Origin of the sequence: Paenibacillus beijingensis (assembly GCF_000961095.1) — a bacterium.
Taxonomy (GTDB): Bacteria; Bacillota; Bacilli; order Paenibacillales; family Paenibacillaceae; genus Paenibacillus_O; species Paenibacillus_O beijingensis.
In genome coordinates this window covers 3,881,871-3,898,956 of record NZ_CP011058.1, presented here as the reverse complement: position 1 = coordinate 3,898,956, position 17,086 = coordinate 3,881,871, and the positions used below count along the sequence as shown (strand labels likewise).

The 17,086-nt window shown below is 54.1% G+C and carries 13 protein-coding genes and 2 tRNA genes; 6 read left to right on the top strand and 9 right to left on the bottom strand.

Going from position 1 to position 17,086, the window contains the following annotated elements; translation table 11 throughout:
- Positions 1-73: 73 nt before the first annotated feature.
- Positions 74-1,057: a hypothetical protein gene (locus tag VN24_RS17595; RefSeq protein WP_238590723.1), complete on the bottom strand. Its 984-nt coding sequence runs from the start codon at positions 1,055-1,057 to the stop codon at positions 74-76.
- A gap of 270 nt (positions 1,058-1,327) precedes the next feature.
- Between VN24_RS17595 and VN24_RS17590 the strand changes: the two genes are divergently transcribed.
- The 3 genes from VN24_RS17590 (at position 1,328) to VN24_RS28250 (ending at position 2,802) form a co-directional block, all read left to right on the top strand.
- Positions 1,328-1,401: transfer RNA gene (locus tag VN24_RS17590), tRNA-Gly, on the top strand.
- A 433-nt stretch (positions 1,402-1,834) separates the two neighbouring features.
- Positions 1,835-1,911 (top strand) — tRNA-Arg (locus VN24_RS17585).
- Between the two features lie 291 nt (positions 1,912-2,202).
- Complete coding sequence (locus VN24_RS28250; protein WP_052703023.1) at positions 2,203-2,802, top strand: DUF3862 domain-containing protein; 600 nt, start codon at positions 2,203-2,205, stop codon at positions 2,800-2,802.
- 134 nt (positions 2,803-2,936) lie between these two features.
- Here the strand turns inward: VN24_RS28250 and VN24_RS17575 are convergent, their stop codons facing one another.
- A complete protein-coding gene (locus tag VN24_RS17575; protein ID WP_045671462.1) occupies positions 2,937-3,704 on the bottom strand; it encodes a sulfite exporter TauE/SafE family protein in 768 nt (255 codons plus the stop codon).
- Positions 3,705-4,085: 381 nt separating this feature from the next.
- Here VN24_RS17575 and VN24_RS17565 point away from each other — a divergent pair, with 381 nt between their 5' ends.
- Positions 4,086-5,018: a YihY/virulence factor BrkB family protein gene (locus VN24_RS17565; protein WP_045671460.1), complete on the top strand. Its 933-nt coding sequence runs from the start codon at positions 4,086-4,088 to the stop codon at positions 5,016-5,018.
- A 263-nt stretch (positions 5,019-5,281) separates the two neighbouring features.
- Here the strand turns inward: VN24_RS17565 and mobB are convergent, their stop codons facing one another.
- The 5 genes from mobB to VN24_RS17535 form a co-directional block, all read right to left on the bottom strand.
- Positions 5,282-6,223, bottom strand: a complete 942-nt coding sequence (gene mobB / locus VN24_RS26470) for a molybdopterin-guanine dinucleotide biosynthesis protein B (RefSeq protein WP_052703022.1) — start codon at positions 6,221-6,223, stop codon at positions 5,282-5,284.
- 15 nt (positions 6,224-6,238) lie between these two features.
- Positions 6,239-6,841: a molybdenum cofactor guanylyltransferase gene (gene mobA, locus VN24_RS17550; RefSeq protein WP_045671459.1), complete on the bottom strand. Its 603-nt coding sequence runs from the start codon at positions 6,839-6,841 to the stop codon at positions 6,239-6,241.
- A gap of 131 nt (positions 6,842-6,972) precedes the next feature.
- Positions 6,973-9,108: an assimilatory nitrate reductase catalytic subunit NasC gene (gene nasC, locus VN24_RS17545; protein WP_045671458.1), complete on the bottom strand. Its 2,136-nt coding sequence runs from the start codon at positions 9,106-9,108 to the stop codon at positions 6,973-6,975.
- Positions 9,080-11,323, bottom strand: coding sequence for a nitrite reductase large subunit NirB (nirB, locus tag VN24_RS17540; RefSeq protein ID WP_045673423.1), 2,244 nt, complete (start codon positions 11,321-11,323; stop codon positions 9,080-9,082). The genes nasC and nirB overlap by 29 nt, the downstream gene beginning before the upstream one ends.
- Before the next feature lie 28 nt (positions 11,324-11,351).
- Positions 11,352-12,617: a molybdopterin molybdotransferase MoeA gene (locus VN24_RS17535; RefSeq protein WP_045671457.1), complete on the bottom strand. Its 1,266-nt coding sequence runs from the start codon at positions 12,615-12,617 to the stop codon at positions 11,352-11,354.
- 457 nt (positions 12,618-13,074) lie between these two features.
- Between VN24_RS17535 and VN24_RS17530 the strand changes: the two genes are divergently transcribed.
- The gene (locus tag VN24_RS17530) at positions 13,075-14,316 is read left to right on the top strand and encodes a nitrate/nitrite transporter (protein WP_045671456.1); all 1,242 of its coding nucleotides are present in this window, start codon (positions 13,075-13,077) and stop codon (positions 14,314-14,316) included.
- 204 nt (positions 14,317-14,520) lie between these two features.
- Here VN24_RS17530 and VN24_RS17525 read toward each other — a convergent pair whose 3' ends face one another.
- Together VN24_RS17525 and VN24_RS17520 are read right to left on the bottom strand one after the other, a co-directional pair.
- Positions 14,521-15,261 carry an SDR family NAD(P)-dependent oxidoreductase gene (locus VN24_RS17525; RefSeq protein ID WP_045671455.1) on the bottom strand — a complete coding sequence of 247 codons (741 nt, stop codon included), beginning with the start codon at positions 15,259-15,261 and terminating at the stop codon, positions 14,521-14,523.
- A 44-nt stretch (positions 15,262-15,305) separates the two neighbouring features.
- Entirely contained in the window at positions 15,306-15,941 is a 636-nt protein-coding gene (locus VN24_RS17520; RefSeq protein ID WP_045671454.1) for a DNA-3-methyladenine glycosylase, read from the bottom strand.
- 191 nt (positions 15,942-16,132) lie between these two features.
- Between VN24_RS17520 and VN24_RS17515 the strand changes: the two genes are divergently transcribed.
- Positions 16,133-17,032 carry a TIGR01777 family oxidoreductase gene (locus VN24_RS17515; RefSeq protein WP_045671453.1) on the top strand — a complete coding sequence of 300 codons (900 nt, stop codon included), beginning with the start codon at positions 16,133-16,135 and terminating at the stop codon, positions 17,030-17,032.
- The last annotated feature ends 54 nt before the right edge of the window (positions 17,033-17,086 follow it).

Here is a 17,086-nt window from a genome sequence, read left to right as displayed (position 1 = left end):
AAAATAAGCGTCTTACGCTGATTCTATCACGTTTTCATAAACCATTCCATTATAAACAACATCGCTGTGGATTTCAAGGTTCGGGGTCATCCCCATATCCTTCCTGGAATTCGGCGATTTGCCGCAGCGCCCGGCATGCCTGTTCGTACCGGAAGCGAAGCTCTCCCGTTATTCCGTATGTATCCCTGATTTCGTCATCGTCGGCCGAGCCGTAGACGGCGAGCAGCAGCGTCATATGAAGGGCGGCGGCGAAACAGTCAACCGTCTCCATGTCATCGCGCAGCATCCAGGAATAGACCGAGGTGCCGTACAAAAACTGGAGGCATTCCTTCCAAAGCTCTTTCGCAAAATGCGGCAAGGTTGGATCGTTGACCTCCGTCACTTTTTCTACCCGTTCCAGCATTTGCTGAATTTGCGAAGGGAAATCGTCCATCGAAAGCGGAGTCACTTCCACGTCAAGCTCCACCGTTTCCCCAAGCCGTTCCAAAGCGATCCGGCCGGTCACCCCCCGTTTCCGCAAGCATTGCAGCGCCTTAAATTGGACGATCGGATGTACAGCCTCCCCGGACAGCCATTTGACAATCGCCTCTTCCACCTCGTGGCTGCGCAAATGCGCGGCCCGCTCCAGCGCGAGCATCTGCTGGTCGATCATCGGATGATTTTTCATTATGTATAGCACCTGCTGGACATAGGATTCGTCCTGCTCGCCGGGGTCAAGCGCTTCGCGGCGCAGCGAATCTTCGTCGATGTCCTCTTCCGCATCCGGATCCCCCTCGGGGCTGTCGTTGCCGGTACCCGGAAACGCCATATCCAGCCAGGCGAGCAAGTTGCCCCATTCCTCATAATGGCGGCGATCCTCGCCCTGGCACTGCAGCAAAAAGCGGAGCAGCCGCTTCGCTTCGCCATACTGCTCGGCCTCGAGCATCCGCGTCAGCTGAACCTGATAATGGTCCAGCATTTTCGGAAACAGATAGACATTTTCCTTTTGTTCGTTATGCGAATCGTTAGAAGTCGTAATGGTAACACCGCCCCGTTGTCGCGTCCGCGTTATGGCCAACCCGATATTTGGTTTGATTATAACATGACGTTTACGAAAGATAAAAATGACTGTCCCTATGGTTGCCCATTTACAATTTAACCATAACTGCATATGTCGGAATCGAATCGGAACCGTTTTTCAAAAGAGACAAATTGACAGATAAGATCCGGCGCGAGGATGAAGTCCTGATCTTAATACAAGATGAGCCGTCGAAGCAAGGTAACGAGCGGGTCTTTCTTGATTCGGTCCGGCCTGTATGGTACATTTAGGAAGCACGGATTTTTGCATGCGGGTGTAGTTCAATGGCAGAACGCCAGCTTCCCAAGCTTGAGGCGAGGGTTCGATTCCCTTCACCCGCTCCATAATGAATAACCTCTTCGGAAGGGAAGCGAACCCTCGGCGGTTCGACCGTCCGTGAATACATCTTGAATCATCTCATTAGGACGCGCGTCAAAATCTTCCTCGATCCGTTCCCGGCGGGAACAGTGAAATCGAGGATTTTGAGTATTCCCTTCACCCGCTCCATAATGAATAACCTCTTCGGAAGGGAAGCGAAGATTTTTAGTTCACGAAAGCCTTGAAATGCAGGGCTTTTTTTGTTTCCCTTGTTATGGCGATAATTGCCTTGAAATGGATTTGGGGCCGTTTTTGGAAAAAAATGCGCATGCCAGTGCAGCCAATTTTTCAATTGCGGATAGAATGGCGTTTGAAAGATATTTAAATTTTATTGTTGTTACCTCTTGCGTTTCAGTTCGGAGCGTGCTAATATATTCAATGTTTCTGTCTTTTTTATACGTCCCAGTAGCTCAGCTGGATAGAGCAACGGCCTTCTAAGCCGTCGGTCGGGGGTTCGAATCCCTTCTGGGACGCCATTTCACGTAATAAGCCCGTTAAATCAACGTTTGTCGGACGTTGAATGTTCGGCAGGCACAACGGAAGGGCAACAGTCTAGCCGTTAATTAGCGCCTGAACTGCTTTACATACGAAGCCTCTCGCGGAGAATCCGCGGGAGGTTTTTTTGCGTTGGGCGATCCACGAAAGGGTAAGACGAACGTTAAAGGAAAGACTGATAACAAGCCGGCGTTTTCCTTCCTTATTATATACGGTTCAATTGTAACATCTGGTATAATTAGGATTATTTTGTATGAGGAGGGATTACTCAGGTGTGGAATTTTAGAACTGCGGCAATATTGACATTGCTTGTCATGCTAACCGGTTGTGGTAGTCAAGAAGATAAAGATCTAATTCAAGAACTTCAGACCAAAAACCAAAACCTGCTTCGTGCTGCGGAAAGTGATGCAAACAAAATCAACGAGCTAAATAAAGCACTGAGTAGCGAAAAGGCTAATTCGCTAAGCGCAAAAAAGATGCTTGAAAAAATCAAGGAAAATAAGGCAAAGGGCGATACCGACGTGACACGGGCGTACATAACCGTTTTCTCGAATGAGTTCCCCGATACAGAAGAGTATTCCGAGGTTCAAACGATATCGCAAGAGATAAATCAAGAAATGTCAAAGGAGATTGAGGCGATGGGAGACGATGATGCTAACGCCACCATTAGTTTGGAAGAATATGAATCTGTCAAAATTGGAATGTCTTATTCGGAAGTGAAAAAGATCGTTGGCGGTCCTGGAAACGCACTATCCGAGAGCGGTGACGCCGTAGTCTATATGTATAACGGTGAAGGCTCGATCGGAGCAAACGCCAATTTCATGTTCCTATCCGGAGAACTCGTTAATAAAGCGCAGTTTGGTCTTGAATAAACGAAAAAAAGCGCCCACTTGCGGTATTGTCCGTAAGTGGGCGTTGGTGTTATCCGATCGCGAATTTAAGTACGAAATCGTGCCCAACCCCCTTTTATTCCATCTTGTGCTCATCTTCGATCTGTCTCCGCCCGTTACTTCGATACCAGCTCCCACACCTGTTTGCCGATTAACGATACGCAAACGATGATGAACAGCGGCCGCACATAAGCGGCGCCCTTGCGAATAGCTACTTTGGATCCGCACATCGAACCTGCGATCATCGCCGCTCCCATCGGAAGGCCGATCTCGTAGTTAATTGTGCCGAGCAGCATAAAAGTAGCCAGGCTCGCAATATTGCTGCCGAAATTAAGCACCTTGGCGTTTCCCGCCGCTTTAACGAAATCGAGTCCGAGCATCAAAAAGGCGAAAATAAGGAAGGAACCGGTTCCCGGACCGAAAAATCCGTCATAAAAACCAAACCCGAGCGCGGTGATGGCGATCAGCCAAGCCGACTTTGCGGAGTAGCTCCGGAACGTGGAGCTGCTTCCCCAACTTTTGCGAAAAATCGTATAAACGGTAATCCCGATCAGCATAACGACGACCAGAGGCTTCAGAAAGTCCGAAGGAATGTGCCGCAGCACCAGCGTTCCGCTCACCGCCCCTAACAAGGAGAGCGGAAACAGCCATTTGACCGACTTGAAATCCACTTTTCCCGAACGCATAAAGGTTACGGTGCTTGTCAGCGAGCCCATCGTGCCCGCTAATTTGTTCGTCCCAAGCACGACATCGGCGGGCATACCCGTCATCAGCAGCACCGGAACCGCAATCATTCCGCCGCCTCCGACAACAGCGTCTACAAATGCGGCCACAAAGCCTCCGGCGATAATAAACAGCAGCATTTCAATACTAAGATGCTCCACTTCTTAACTTCCCCTTTTTTCCATTGCAATTCTGAAATCAATGCGTTCAAACGATTAGCCCCGGCTGTTAAACTCCGACCCCTTTCCAATACTACGATCTCTTGTTACAAAATGGAATACATAAGTAATCAAAAAAGCCGCTACTGAAAAGCTTCAATAGACGGCTTCATTCATCTTGTAAACAGAACTTAAACGTAGAGCAGCATTCCGCCATGCATATTTTTTCTCAGCTATCCGCTTGTCCATGTAATCGGCAGCACTCTTGACGGCGATGGATCCGCCCGTTTTCAACCGATCGTTCGCGGGTAATGAGAGGTGAATTTTTTCCTTATGCTTTCGAAGTGGTTTTGCCTCCGGCAAAACCTGAAGGAGGAATATAATATGAAACATCAACTTAATCGTAAAGTTCGAATCATGGATTTTTCCCGAAACTTGATCGCCCGTTTCCGCGATGACGAGGTGCCTGCGCTCGGCGCCCAGCTTACGTATTATCTGATTCTCGCCTTTTTCCCGTTTCTTATTTTTCTGGTGACGCTGATCGGATTTGTGCAGCTTTCAAGCGATACGGTTCTCAATGGGCTGATCCGGAACCTTCCCGCAAGTTCGGGAGACACCGTACGCGACATCATTCGTGAGGTTTCCGTAAACCGCAATGGCGCGTTTCTTTCGGTCGGGATGATTGCGACGATTTGGGCCGCTTCGAGCGGCGTTAACGCCGTTATCAAGGGCTTGAACAAGGCATATGACGAGGAGGAGACGCGTCCGTTCTGGAAAGTGCGCGGCATCTCCTTGCTCGCAACGGTCGTGCTGGCGCTTGTTATTATGCTGGTGATGCTGATGCTTATTTTCGGCCGTTCGATCGGAGAGTACATGTTTCAATTGTTAAGCTATCCCGACGGGTTCGAGCCGATTTGGGCGGTTCTGAAGTATGTCGTGCCGCTGGCTGCGATGATCGGCGTGTTCATGCTGCTGTACTGGATTACACCGAACCGGAAAATGAATTTCAAGGAAGTCATTCCCGGTGCCGTCTTCGCTTCCATTGGCTGGATCGTCACCTCGTTTTTATTTTCCATTTATGTAAACCAGTTCGGCAACTATACAAAAACGTACGGCAGCCTCGGCGGTGTAATCGTGCTCCTGATCTGGCTGTATCTGAGCTCCATCATTATTATTTTGGGCGGGGAAATCAACGCCACGATCGCCTTCGGACAGCGGGGCTTAAGCAAGAAGCCGGTTAAAAGGTACGGTCTGCACCTGCCGTTCTTCAACAAGAAGCACGATCCTGCTGGGCCGAACAAAGGCATCCGGACGTAAAATCGCATATCGTCTGCATCTCTCGTTCAGGCGATAAAAGCTGAGAATTCCTGTACCATCGCCATTGCAGGTTTTCCCTCCTGACATGCGATTTCGATCGATAATACCTGCACAGTCGCAGGTTTAGCGTGGAAAGGACCTCCAACTCCGCTTTGCCAGCGAAACAGGAGGTCCCCTTTTGTCCTATTTAGGACTAGCTCATTTTATGTGAATACTTATGAGACAGCATCCGTCTAATCATTGCATGCGGTTGCAAGATGCCGTTAATCGGCCAGACGGTATCCTACGCCTCTCACCGTCTTAATATAGACCGGGGACGCTGCGCTGTCCCCAAGCTTGCGCCGCACGCCCTTCACGTGCACATCCACCACATTGCTGTTGCCGAAGAAGGGGCTGCCCCAAATATCTTCCATCATGTTTTCACGGGTCAGCACCGCCCCGTCCGATTGAATAAAATGGAGCAGCAGCTCGTATTCGGTCTTCGTCAGATTGATCGGGAGACTGCCCCGGAATACGGTCATCCGCTTCGTATCAAGCGTTAAATCTTTGTACCACCGCACTCCTTCGTTGTTCGCTTCTGCGGGATGATTCCGCTCGATTCGCACGCCGGCCGGGTCCGCAGCTTTGACGGCGGCGGGCGCCTTCCGTGCCAGCGAACCGGCAGCAGCCGGGTGCATTTGCACCGGCTCGCATGCCTGCAGCACCGCCTCCAGCACATGATGGGCAATCGCTTCGAAATCGCCGATTTCCATCACCGGGATGCCGGAAGGCAATGAAAGCGAATTCCTTTGACGATACAGCTGCGGCCAAAGCACGATGCCGGTCAATCCTGCGGCCGATGCAGCCAGATGCACATCTTGCGCTTCCCGGATCAAGAGCAGCTTCGGATAACGTTCGTTCTTGAAGCCTTCAACAAGCACCAAATCGACTGACGGCGCCTGCATAATTAACGCATCAAGGGAAGAAGGAAATTCCATGACGACTGCAGTCCGACCCGGCGACGTAATGGCTGACCAAGCGGCGCCGGCCTCGCGGTGACTTCGGGTATCGCATCCCGGCGGTTCGGATTCAAAGCTGTGCGCATCGTGCTTAATCGTTGCCGTGCGCATCCCCCTCTCCCCGAAAAAGTCGATCAACCTGCACGTTAAAGTCGTTTTCCCCGTATTTTTATAGCCGACGATTTGAAAGACTACAGGATTACCCATCCTTCTTCCCCTTTCTTAAGCGTTTGGTTGAAAAAACTCGTTGCCGATCCGGCAAATCTGCTCATACTCCTCCGGACGGTTCACATTTATTACGAATCGGGCGTCGATACCCGCTTCTTCCAATACATTTTCGGTGATCTGAAGCACATCAACCGTTTCCAAAAAAGCGTTCATCCGCAGCTCGCCGGCTGATACACATTTCCGAATAAAAGGAAGGCATTCCGGGCGGTATACCGCCTGCAGCGGATGAAGCCTGCCGCCTACGAAAGGAACGGCTGCCATCCGGCCGCTCCGGACCAGCATCTCGGCCATATAAGCGGCGGCTTTAGACGACGCGAGCGGCATATCGCAAGCGGATACCCACGCCAGAGGAGTCCGAACCAAGGACAAGCCGGTCTGCAGCGCGGGAAGCGGACCGCGGCCGGGCTCCGATTCCACAACGACGGACAGACCTCCTCCACCTATGGCTCTTTGCTGCGCCTCAGTTCCGACGACGGCATGAACCTTGCCGCAGATGCCGTTCATTTCAGCGGAGACGCGGTCAATCATGGCGATGCCCGCCACGGGCAGATGAGCCTTCATGACGCCGTTCATCCGGCGGCTCTGACCGCCCGCCAAAATGATCCCCTCCATAGTGGAGTTCTTCACCGGCATGTCGGAAGCCGTGAGCGAAGTTGCTTTTGGTGCTCCGGCATATGGTGCCACAGCATTTGGTGCCGCAGCTTTTGGTGCCCCGGCTTCAGGCGCTGTCATCTTCCCTCCCGCTGCAAGAGGCGAACCGGGCGGACGGAAACGGCCGACGTTTTGAAACCCGGCATTTTACAGAACGGGTCGAGTTCAGGCGTGGTCGCCCGGTTGACGTTTTGGGCGCCGCCCCAATGCATCGGCACGAAGACCGTATCTTCGCGAATTTGTTTCGTAACCCGGCTGCGAACGGTAAAGCTGCCGCGTCTGGAGCGGACCTCGACCCACTCCCCGTCCTCGATCCGGAACTTTTGCGCCGTTCTCGGGTTAATTTCCATAAAGTTTTCCACTTCGCGCGCCGCGAGCGAAGGGCTTCTGCGCGTCTGCACCCCGGTGAGGTAGTGCGCGAGCAAACGGCCGTTCGTCAGCGTCAGCGGATAGTCCGCGGACGGCGTTTCCTGCGGGCTGCGGCTTTCCACAACAGTAAATACCGCTTTGCCGTCCGGATGAGCGAATTTCTCCCGGAACAGCAGGCCCGTACCCGAATCGTCTTTGGACGGACAAGGCCAGTATATGCCTTCTTCCCGGCGCAGTCTGTCGTACGTTATGCCGTAGTAATCGGCCACCCCTCCGCGGCTGGCGAGTCTGAGCTCGTTAAAAATCTCTTCCGACGAACCGAATGTAAAATAATCGCCTTTGCCCAGCTGATTTGCAAGCTGGCACAGAATGCTCCAATCGTGGCGTGCTTCTCCCGGAACCGGACGAGCCGCTTCCCGCAGCAAAACGCGGCCTTCGAGATTCGTCATTGTCCCCCCGTTCTCCAGATAAGCGCTGACCGGCAGCACGACATCGGCGAGCGCAGCCGTCTCGGTCAGGAACATATCCGCTACTACCAGCAAATCCAGCTTGCGCAGACCTTCCTCGACCAAACGGGCATTCGGGTTGGACACGATAGGGTTGGAGCCCATAACAAATAATGTTTTGATCTGTTCTTTAGCAACAAGCTCCATCATCTCGTAAGCGGAAACGCCTTTGCCTGGGATTTGTTCCGGCGCAATTCCCCATACCGATGCGACATACGCCCGGTCGCTTTCATTATCAATCATTCTGTAGCCCGGCAGCTGGTCGGCCTTCTGTCCGTGCTCCCGGCCTCCCTGGCCGTTCCCTTGCCCGGTGACGGCTCCGTATCCGCACCCTTCCCGGCCGATTTTGCCGGTTGCAAGCACCAGATTGAGAAAATTCCGGACCGACATGTGGCCGTCCGTCTGCTGCTCGACTCCTCGAGCCGTAAAAATGATGCCCGTGTCCGCCTGCGCGTATGTGACCGCGGCCTCCCGAATCGCCTCGGCATTAAGCCCGCATAACGAGGCAATCTCGCTTAAGTCGGCTTTCTCCAGGTGCGACTTCAGCTCCTCGAACCCTTTCGTTCTGGCACGGACGAACGATTCGTCGGCCAATCCCTCTTCGAGAATGATTTTGAGCATGCCGTTGGCAAGCGCGGCATCGGTGCCCGGCCTGATCTGCAGGTGCAGGTCGGCAACAGCCGCCGTTGCGGTCACACGGGGATCGATCACGATAATCTTCGCCCCGTTTTCTTTCGCCTTGTTGAAATAAGGCATAAGCGTAGGCTGGCATTCCGCGATATTCGTTCCCGCGAGCACGATGCAGCGTGCCAGCGGGATATCCGCCAGCCGGCATGTCAGACCGCGGTCGATTCCGAACGTTTTGTTCCCTGCCGAAGCCGCTGCCGACATACAGAAGCGGCCGTTATAATCGATATACTTCGTTCCGAGCGCCACGCGGGCGAACTTGCCGAGCAAATAAGCAGCTTCGTTGGTCAGCGAACCTCCGCCGTAAACGCCGATGGAGTCGGGTCCGCGCTCCTTGATGGCGGATTTGAAATGCCCGCTGATCGTCTGCAGCGCTTCCTCCCACGATGCAGGCACGAGCCGCCCGTCTTTCTTGATAAGCGGATGCAGCAGCCGCGCTGCGCTCGTTGCATGCTGATGCGCATTCATCCCTTTGACGCACAATCTGCCTTCCGACGCCGCATTCGAAATTCCTTCCGCTTTATAGGACAAGCGGCTCGACTCCGGAATATTCTCCTCCGTCACCTTCACCTTGCACTGCACGCTGCAGAACGGACACTGCGACTCCATCACTGCGAGCGGTTTAATAACCGGTTCTAACGACTGCCGCATTCGCTTCACCTGCCCCTTCCTCGCTTCCTTCGCTTCGTTTGGACTGCATCACTTGAACGGCTTCATGCTTTGAAGCTGCGGCCGATGCAGCCTGGCGCTGCACGAGCTCCTCCCGGAACGCCGGATCCAGCAAGCTTTCACGGACTGCAAGGACGCCGGCCCTCTCCAGCCACTTCCATACCGGCTCGTCGTAACGGGCGCCTTCGCGGTACAACTGAAGACAGGCAGCGGCCAAGCTCCGCGCCTCTTCATCCGTCTCGACGGTGCCGATCAGCTGCCCCTGCTTGACCGGATGCTCCGCATGACCGCCCGCGTAGACTTCCCAGCCGGCAGGAGATCCGGTCAGACCGATATCATGTACGAGAACGCCTGCCGGATATCCGGAAGAGAAGACGGCGCGTACCGAAGCGGGCAGCGTTAAGCGGCTCCAGCTGTTCTCAAGCTCCTTACCTATTGCGTGCGCATTGTAAGGAGCGAAGTCAATGCTCTCGTCCACTCCAAAACGGACCGTCACGCCGACATTACGTCCCTCGCCGCCTTCCGCATCGGCGCCGGTGCCTGCGATGGACTCGCCCCCGGCACATGCCGTTCCGCCTTCACTGACAGCCGCTCCGCAGCCGTTATGGTTCATTGTCTCCAAGTAATATTGGATTGCCGGCCGGCAAACCGGGCATCCCTGCTCGTTATTCCAGCCCAGAGCGGACATCGCTTCGGCCGGGGTGCCGCATCCCGCATCCAAGAGCGCCTCTTTCAACGATTCGTGATCGAGGCCGGTACAATCGCAGACGGGGTCCGCCGAGCGGACGGTTACCGAGCCGCCGCTTGCGAGCGTGTGCCGCACAAGCGCCTCCACCATCGGCCGGCAGCCGCCGCACGATCCCGAAGCCCTCGTCCTTTCTTTAACCTGGTCCGCTGTCGAAAGACCCTCTTCGAGTACGGCGCACATGATGGCAGCTTTGCTGACCGCGTTGCATGCGCATACCGTTTCATTGTCCGGCATGGAGGCGGCCGCTTCATCGGCGGCGTTTTTGCCGCTGTCTCCGGCAGACAATGCCGAAACGGGAGCGGCACGTTTCACGAGGCCGAGCAGCGAAGTACCCTCGGCGGTATCGCCGAACAGGATTGCGCCGGAGACGACGCCGCCGCTCATGGTCACTTTTTTGTACGTGCCCCGAATGCCGTCATACATCTGGACCGCCGTTTCGGCTTGATCGTCGTTTATATCTCCCGCCGAAAAGACGTCGACTCCCGAAACTTTTAACTGCGAATAGGGGACGGATCCCGTATAGGGCCCGGTCTCGACTCCGCAGATGACCTTCGCCAGCACTTTGCCTTGCTCGTACAGCGGAGCAACTAGGCCATAAGCGGTTCCCCGATGCTCCGCACACTCTCCGACCGCATAGATTCCCGGGATATTCGTTCTCATGTAATCATCGACAACGATCGCCCGATTCGTATGAATGCCGCAGCTTCGGGCCAGCTCCACATTCGGCCGGATTCCGACGGCCAGCACGATCAGATCCGCCGCAAGCCGGCTGCCGTCGGAAAATTGCAAGCCCTGTGCACGCGACCTGCCGGTAATCCGCACGGTATTTTTACTGAGCTTAAACCGCATCCCCTGACCTTCCAGTTCCCGCTGCAGCATCCGTGCCGCCGTCTCGTCCAGCTGGCGGTTCATCAAATGCGGCGCATTATGAACGACCTCGGTCTCCATCCCCAGATTAAGCAGCCCCCGGGCGGCTTCCAATCCGAGCAGTCCGCCGCCGATAACGGCCGCCTTGCTGTACACCTTTGACGCTTCCATCATCTTGGTGCAGTCGTCCACATTGCGGAAAGCGATGACGCCGTTTTTGTCCGTTCCGGGAATGGGAGGAATGAAAGCGGAGGAACCCGTTGCAATAATAAGAATGTCGTACGATTCCTTGATGCCGGAGACGGTCTCCACCGTACGGGCCGTAGTATTGATGCGGGCTACCGTTTCACCTGCGTAAAGTTTGATTCCCCGTTCTTTATACCAAGTCCAGTCGTTAATGACGATGTCGTCGAAGGAAGCGTTCCCCTGAACCATTTTGGAAAGCATGATCCGGTTATAGTTCGGGTAAGGCTCCGCGCCGAAAACCGTAATTTGAAATGAACCAGGCGCAAGGTTGACGATCTCCTCCACAACTTTTATACCGGCCATTCCGTTGCCGATGACGATCAGTCTCGTATTCATCATGTTCATCCTCCAAACCCGAATTCTGTCAAGATGAGAGGGGGACCCAGCGGACCGCCTGTCCGTGTGAGGCCCCGGCGCCCCCGGCCGGGATGAGCGCCAGCGCATTGGCTTGCGCGAAAGCGGCCACATTGCCGGATTTATCGTTCCGAAGCGGCTCGACGTTCCATTTATCCGCATCCCGGTACACGTAAGCGCGTATATATCGCGGATAAGGGGATGGTTTGTCCACCGGTTCACTCAGTCGCCCTTCCAGCCATACGAGCCGACGCTCCTTGCGCCCTGAAGCCTGCATCACGGCCGGACGGAGCAGCAGCTCCATTCCGGCAAAACAAGCCGACGGGTTTCCCGACAGGCAGATCAGAAGCCGGGAATCTATTGCAAAGGCGGAGGTCGGCGTGCCGGGACGCATCAATACTTTGGTGAACAGCGGACTTCCGCCGATATTGAGCGCCGCTTGCTTTACCAGATCGTAATCCCCCACCGACACCCCTCCGGTCGTCACAACGATATCCGCCTGCCGGACTGCCTCCCCGATTGCGGTTTCAATCGCTTCGAGGCGGTCCGGTACGGGCGGATATCTTACAATTAAAGCTCCGAACTCGCGCAGCCGCGTCTGGATCATCATTCCGTTCGCCTCGTAAATCTGTCCCGGGCCAAGCTTGCTCCCGAGCGGCATCAGCTCGTCTCCGACAGGGATGACCGCAATCCGCGGCTGGCGGAAGACGTCGATCTCCATCTGTCCGAACGAGGCCAGCACGGCGATCTCTTTCGCTCCCAGCACCGTACCTTGGCCAAGCAATGTCATTCCCGAAGGGACATCTTCCCCTTGCTCGGCGATATGCTGGCCGCTGCGGTAAGGGCGGTCAATCTGAATGCGGTGCGCGTTGTCCGGCTGCTCGATCCGTCTAACCGCTTCCTGCATGACGACGGCATCGTAAACATCGGGAACAGGCGCGCCTGTAAAGATGCGAAGCGCCCGGTTCACCCCCGCCTTCTGGGCCGATGCCGGCATATACTGGCCCGGCTTTATTTCGCCTTGAACAACAAGCTGTACCGGATTGTCCGGGCTTGCGAAGCGGACGGTTTCGGAGCGGATGGCGTAACCGTCCATAGCCGCCCTGCGAAACGGCGGAAGCGGAAATGGACTTGCGAAATCAATCGCCAGTACCCGTCCTGCGGCTTCTTCCAAACGGATCTTCTCAATAGAAGGAAGCCGGGTAAGCGACGCAAGCTTAAGATTGGCCTGATCAACCGTGACGGATTCGGAGATGTCAGCATATTTAATGGACATTCTCTCCCTCCTAATGACTTTATTTATCCCCATATGCAGAAAAAGCCCTCTTCCTATATACATATATACAGGAAAAAGGGCGTCATTGCCATCTTGGTCAGCACGCCGTTGTGCTGAGTCTTATGTTCCAAGAATAGTCGATCCGAGATGCAGTGTCAATATAAATGACACTATTGGATTAGAAAAAAATACTTCCAAAAAAGTTGTGTCATATATATTGACATTGGCTTTGATTAGTCTTTATAATCTGTGTAGAAAATCACAATTTCGTGATGAAGCAATTCTAAATTCAAGAGGCTGCACAATGACGTGCTGCCGTCGGCAATGGGGCCGCGATTCGTTCTATTTAAAGGACGAGTTGCGGCCTTTTTTGATAATTTCCGGCGGCAGCCGTACAGACTGCACGAAACAAAGGTCTCGGACAGGCTTCATCAAAAAAAAAAGGGAGAGATGAAGGATGGAGAGAAAAGGGTTTTGGCAAAGCGGGCATAAGCCTTCACTGTTCAGCGCGTTTTTGTATTTTGACGTCAGCTTTATGATTTGGGTACTGATCGGTCCGCTCAGCGTCATCATTGCGAAAGATTTTGCGATGGATCCGGTACAAAAAGCGAACCTTGTTGCTCTTCCTATTCTTGGAGGATCGATCTTGCGGCTCGTTTTGGGTTTTCTGACCGACTATATCGGTCCGAAACGTACCGGGCAAATCGGTATGCTCGTCACGCTTGTTCCGCTCGTCATGGGCTGGAAATTCGTTCATTCCCTTGATCAGATGTATATCGTCGCCCTGCTTCTTGGTATTGCAGGCGCTTCCTTCGCAGCGGCGCTGCCGCTTGCAGGCCAGTGGTATTCGAAAGAGCACCAAGGTCTTGCGATGGGAATTGCCGGGGCGGGCAACAGCGGAACGGTATTCACGACTCTGTTCGCCAACCGCATCGCCCAGCATTACGGCAGCTGGGAAGTCGTATTCGGCCTAGCCATCATTCCGATCGTTCTCGTCTTCATCATCTTCACGCTTATTGCCAAAGACAGTCCAAACCGTCCGGCGCCTAAAAAGCTTAGCCAGTATGCCAACATTTTGAAGCAAGGGGACGCCTGGGTGTTCTGCGCCCTGTACTGCGTCACATTCGGCGGATTCGTCGGACTTGCCAACTATTTGACGATCTTTTTCAATTCGCAATACGGCCTTGCTCCGGTACGCGCGGCAGATTTCACAACCATCTGCGTCATTGCCGGCAGCTTCTTCCGACCGGTGGGAGGTTTCTTGTCCGACCGTATCGGCGGCGCGCGGATGCTGACCATCCTGTATGGAGGCGCCGGGATCATGCTTGCTTGCGTTGCAACGCTGCCTCCCCTTCCTGTAGTTTTAACGCTGCTCTTTATCGGCATGATGTGTCTTGGAGCCGGCAACGGTTCGGTATTCCAGCTTGTTCCTCAGCGGTTCGGAAACGAAATCGGCCTGATGACGGGCATTGTCGGAGCTGCGGGAGGACTGGGCGGATATGCGCTTCCTCTTATTCTCGGCAACCTGTACAAATCGACCGGTTCTTATATGCTGGGCTTCATCTGTCTCGCTCTCATTGCGGCCGCGGCGCTTTGCCTGCTCGTTGTCATGCAGATGAGATGGCGGAACAGCTGGATGGGAGAAAGCGGCAAAGCCAAAACGACTCCTATCGAATCGGCACAAACGATCAGCGGTTAACACCTCCTTCCAACGGTCCGCTGATCGGGCAGCATAAGCTGCCGATTTTGGGATCTGAACGACCGAAGCAAAAAAATACCGCCCGCTTCCGGCTTATCGGCCGGATCGCGGGCGGTATTTTTGCGTTACCGAAACAGAAAACGGATGAAGCTTAGCATTAGCAATGATGATGTATAACGGGCGGCGCGGTGCGCTATTCTAAACCTACAGCGTTTGTCCGCAGTCTAAGGTGATAATCTGCCCTGTAATTGCTTCTTGCTCCAAGGTCGCGCAGATGAAATGGGCGATATCCTCGGCCGTCGAGATGCGCTGCAGCGGAAGATTCGGGCTTAGCCGCTCCATTTGCTGTTCCTTTCCGGCCCACCATCTTGTTGCGACAGCGCCGGGCGCCACGCTGCACACCCGGATTTCAGGCGCCAAAGCCCGCGCGAGCGATTTCGTAAGCCCGTGAACGGCCGATTTGGAAACAGCGTACGGCAGCGAAGAACCTACCCCCGTTTGTCCGGCAATGCTGCCGACATTGACGATGGCTCCTTGTTTGTTCTGTTTCATGTAAGGCGCGACGGCCCGGGCACAGTAAAACATCCCTTTGACATTCACGTCAAAGAGCGCGTCCCATACGTCTTCCGTTGCCGCTTCCAGATCGTCAAGCGGGATGTGCCGGGTAATGCTGGCATTATTGACGAGCAGATCGACCGTCCCGAATTGCTGCACAATACGATCGACCATGCGTCTTACTTCACTGTCGCTTGAAACGTCGGCTTGCAGCGCGATGGCGCGCCCGCCTTCGTTTCGGATCTGCTGCGCCGTTTCTTCGGCTTCTTCTTTTGAACGCGAATAGTTTACGGCAACCGCCGCCCCCCGCTTGGCGAGCGCGATGCACGTCTCTCTGCCGATGCCGGTGCCGCCGCCGGTAACAAGCGCCACTTTTCCGTTTAAATCCACTCGTATCCCCCCTATTCCATCGTTATCCAACTATACCCTTCATTTTATATCATTTTCGTTTTTCTCACCGCATTTTTTGATACAAACGGACTCCCCGCATCCCAAAACCGCCACGGGTAATCTTTAGCCTCGCCGCTGTTGTCGATGCCGACCCTCGGACCGGACGAGATAAATTCGACTCCTCTGCCCTCCGCAATAAACAACGGCCGTTCAAATAACGGTCTGCGGTAATCGTCCATCCGGATTCCAAGCGCCTTGGTCAGTTTGCCGGGCCCGTTTGTAAGCTCTTGTTTCTTTTTTACTTGTCCGCGGCGATTGGCCATCAGCTCGATTCCGGTGCAAGGCTCAAGCGCGCGAATCAAGACGCCTTCCGGATGGCCGACGTCCCCGCTGACCACATTAAGGAGACAATGCGTATGCATAACGTGAGTGTACGCATGGCCGGCCGGACCGAACATGACATCCGTTCTGGCCGTCCTCCGGTTGTTGTAGCTGTGCGCGGCCCGGTCACCCGGCCCGATGTACGCTTCCGTCTCCACAATCCATCCCGAAGCCGTACCCGCTTCGGTTTCCTTCACGAGCAGCATGCCGAGCAGCGAACGCGCCAATTCCAGTGTAGGTTGTCCAAAAAATGAAGCATCGACAGGTTCAAACGCCACCAGACTCACCTCTTCGTGCATAATTTTACCAATTATATGCTCCTGTTATCCTAAACCGGATTCGCCGCCTCCATCCAGGTACTGACAGTATACTCTATTCAGAGTGTGATAATAAAACCTCTGCCCGTGTCATTCAAGGGGGACGACCTGTGTTAAAATAAGCCCGATACCCTATATTACAGGCTCATATACGGACGAATTGAGGTGGGCTCATGAAGAAGAAAGTGATATTGGCCGGCGGGACCGGTTTTATCGGGAAATATTTAGAGGAGAAGTTTATGCAACTCGGATATGAAGTACGCATTATTTCGAGACAGCCCGGGCATCTATCCTGGAATGATCCGAGCGCCATAACCGAAGCAATGGAACATGCCGAGCTCGTGATCAACCTGGCCGGGAAGTCGGTCAACTGCCGCTATAACCGGAAAAATAAAGAAGCGATTCTTAAGTCGAGAAAGGAGACAACGCAAATTTTGGGCAGTGCGCTGTCCGCGTGCATCAGCCCGCCGCCGCTCTGGATCAACTCCAGCACAGCTACCATTTACCGGCATGCCGAAGACCGGCCGATGACGGAAGCAAACGGCGAAATCGGTTCCGGCTTTTCCGTTGAAGTAGCCAAAGCATGGGAGCGCGCGTTTTTTTCGTTCGAATTGCCGAAGACCCGGCAAATCGCATTGCGAATCGCGATTGTACTCGGGGAGCATGGAGGCGTTATGATCCCTTACCGGAATCTCGTCACATTCGGGCTTGGCGGCGTCCAGGGATCGGGCAATCAAAAGTTTAGCTGGATTCACGTGGAAGATTTATTCCGCATCATTCTTTTTCTTAAAGAGAGAGAAGACCTGAGCGGGATCTTCAATTGTTCGGCGCCGAATCCCGTTATGAACCGCGAGCTGATGAGACAGCTTCGAGCGGCGATGAACCGAAAAGCAGGCTTGCCCGCTGCCAAATGGATGCTTGAAATCGGCTCCTTTCTGCTGCGCACCGAAACGGAATTAATATTAAAGAGCCGCTGGGTCATTCCCGAGCGGCTGGAGAGAGAAGGCTTTTCGTTCAAACACAGCAAATTGGACGGCACCCTTCAAGATCTACTGGGTTTAACTTCTATTTGAAGAGCTTGCCAGCATTGTTATCTCTAATATCACACCTTGTTTATCACTCCTCCC

Coding starts and splice junctions, on each gene's coding strand:
- VN24_RS17565 (WP_045671460.1), top strand. CDS start 4,086: ATGAAACATCAACTTAATCGTAAAGTTCGAATCATGGATTTTTCCCGA.
- mobB (WP_052703022.1), bottom strand. CDS start 6,223: ATGGGTAATCCTGTAGTCTTTCAAATCGTCGGCTATAAAAATACGGGG.
- nasC (WP_045671458.1), bottom strand. CDS start 9,108: ATGCGGCAGTCGTTAGAACCGGTTATTAAACCGCTCGCAGTGATGGAG.
- nirB (WP_045673423.1), bottom strand. CDS start 11,323: ATGAATACGAGACTGATCGTCATCGGCAACGGAATGGCCGGTATAAAA.
- VN24_RS17535 (WP_045671457.1), bottom strand. CDS start 12,617: ATGTCCATTAAATATGCTGACATCTCCGAATCCGTCACGGTTGATCAG.
- VN24_RS17530 (WP_045671456.1), top strand. CDS start 13,075: ATGGAGAGAAAAGGGTTTTGGCAAAGCGGGCATAAGCCTTCACTGTTC.
- VN24_RS17520 (WP_045671454.1), bottom strand. CDS start 15,941: ATGCACGAAGAGGTGAGTCTGGTGGCGTTTGAACCTGTCGATGCTTCA.
- VN24_RS17515 (WP_045671453.1), top strand. CDS start 16,133: ATGAAGAAGAAAGTGATATTGGCCGGCGGGACCGGTTTTATCGGGAAA.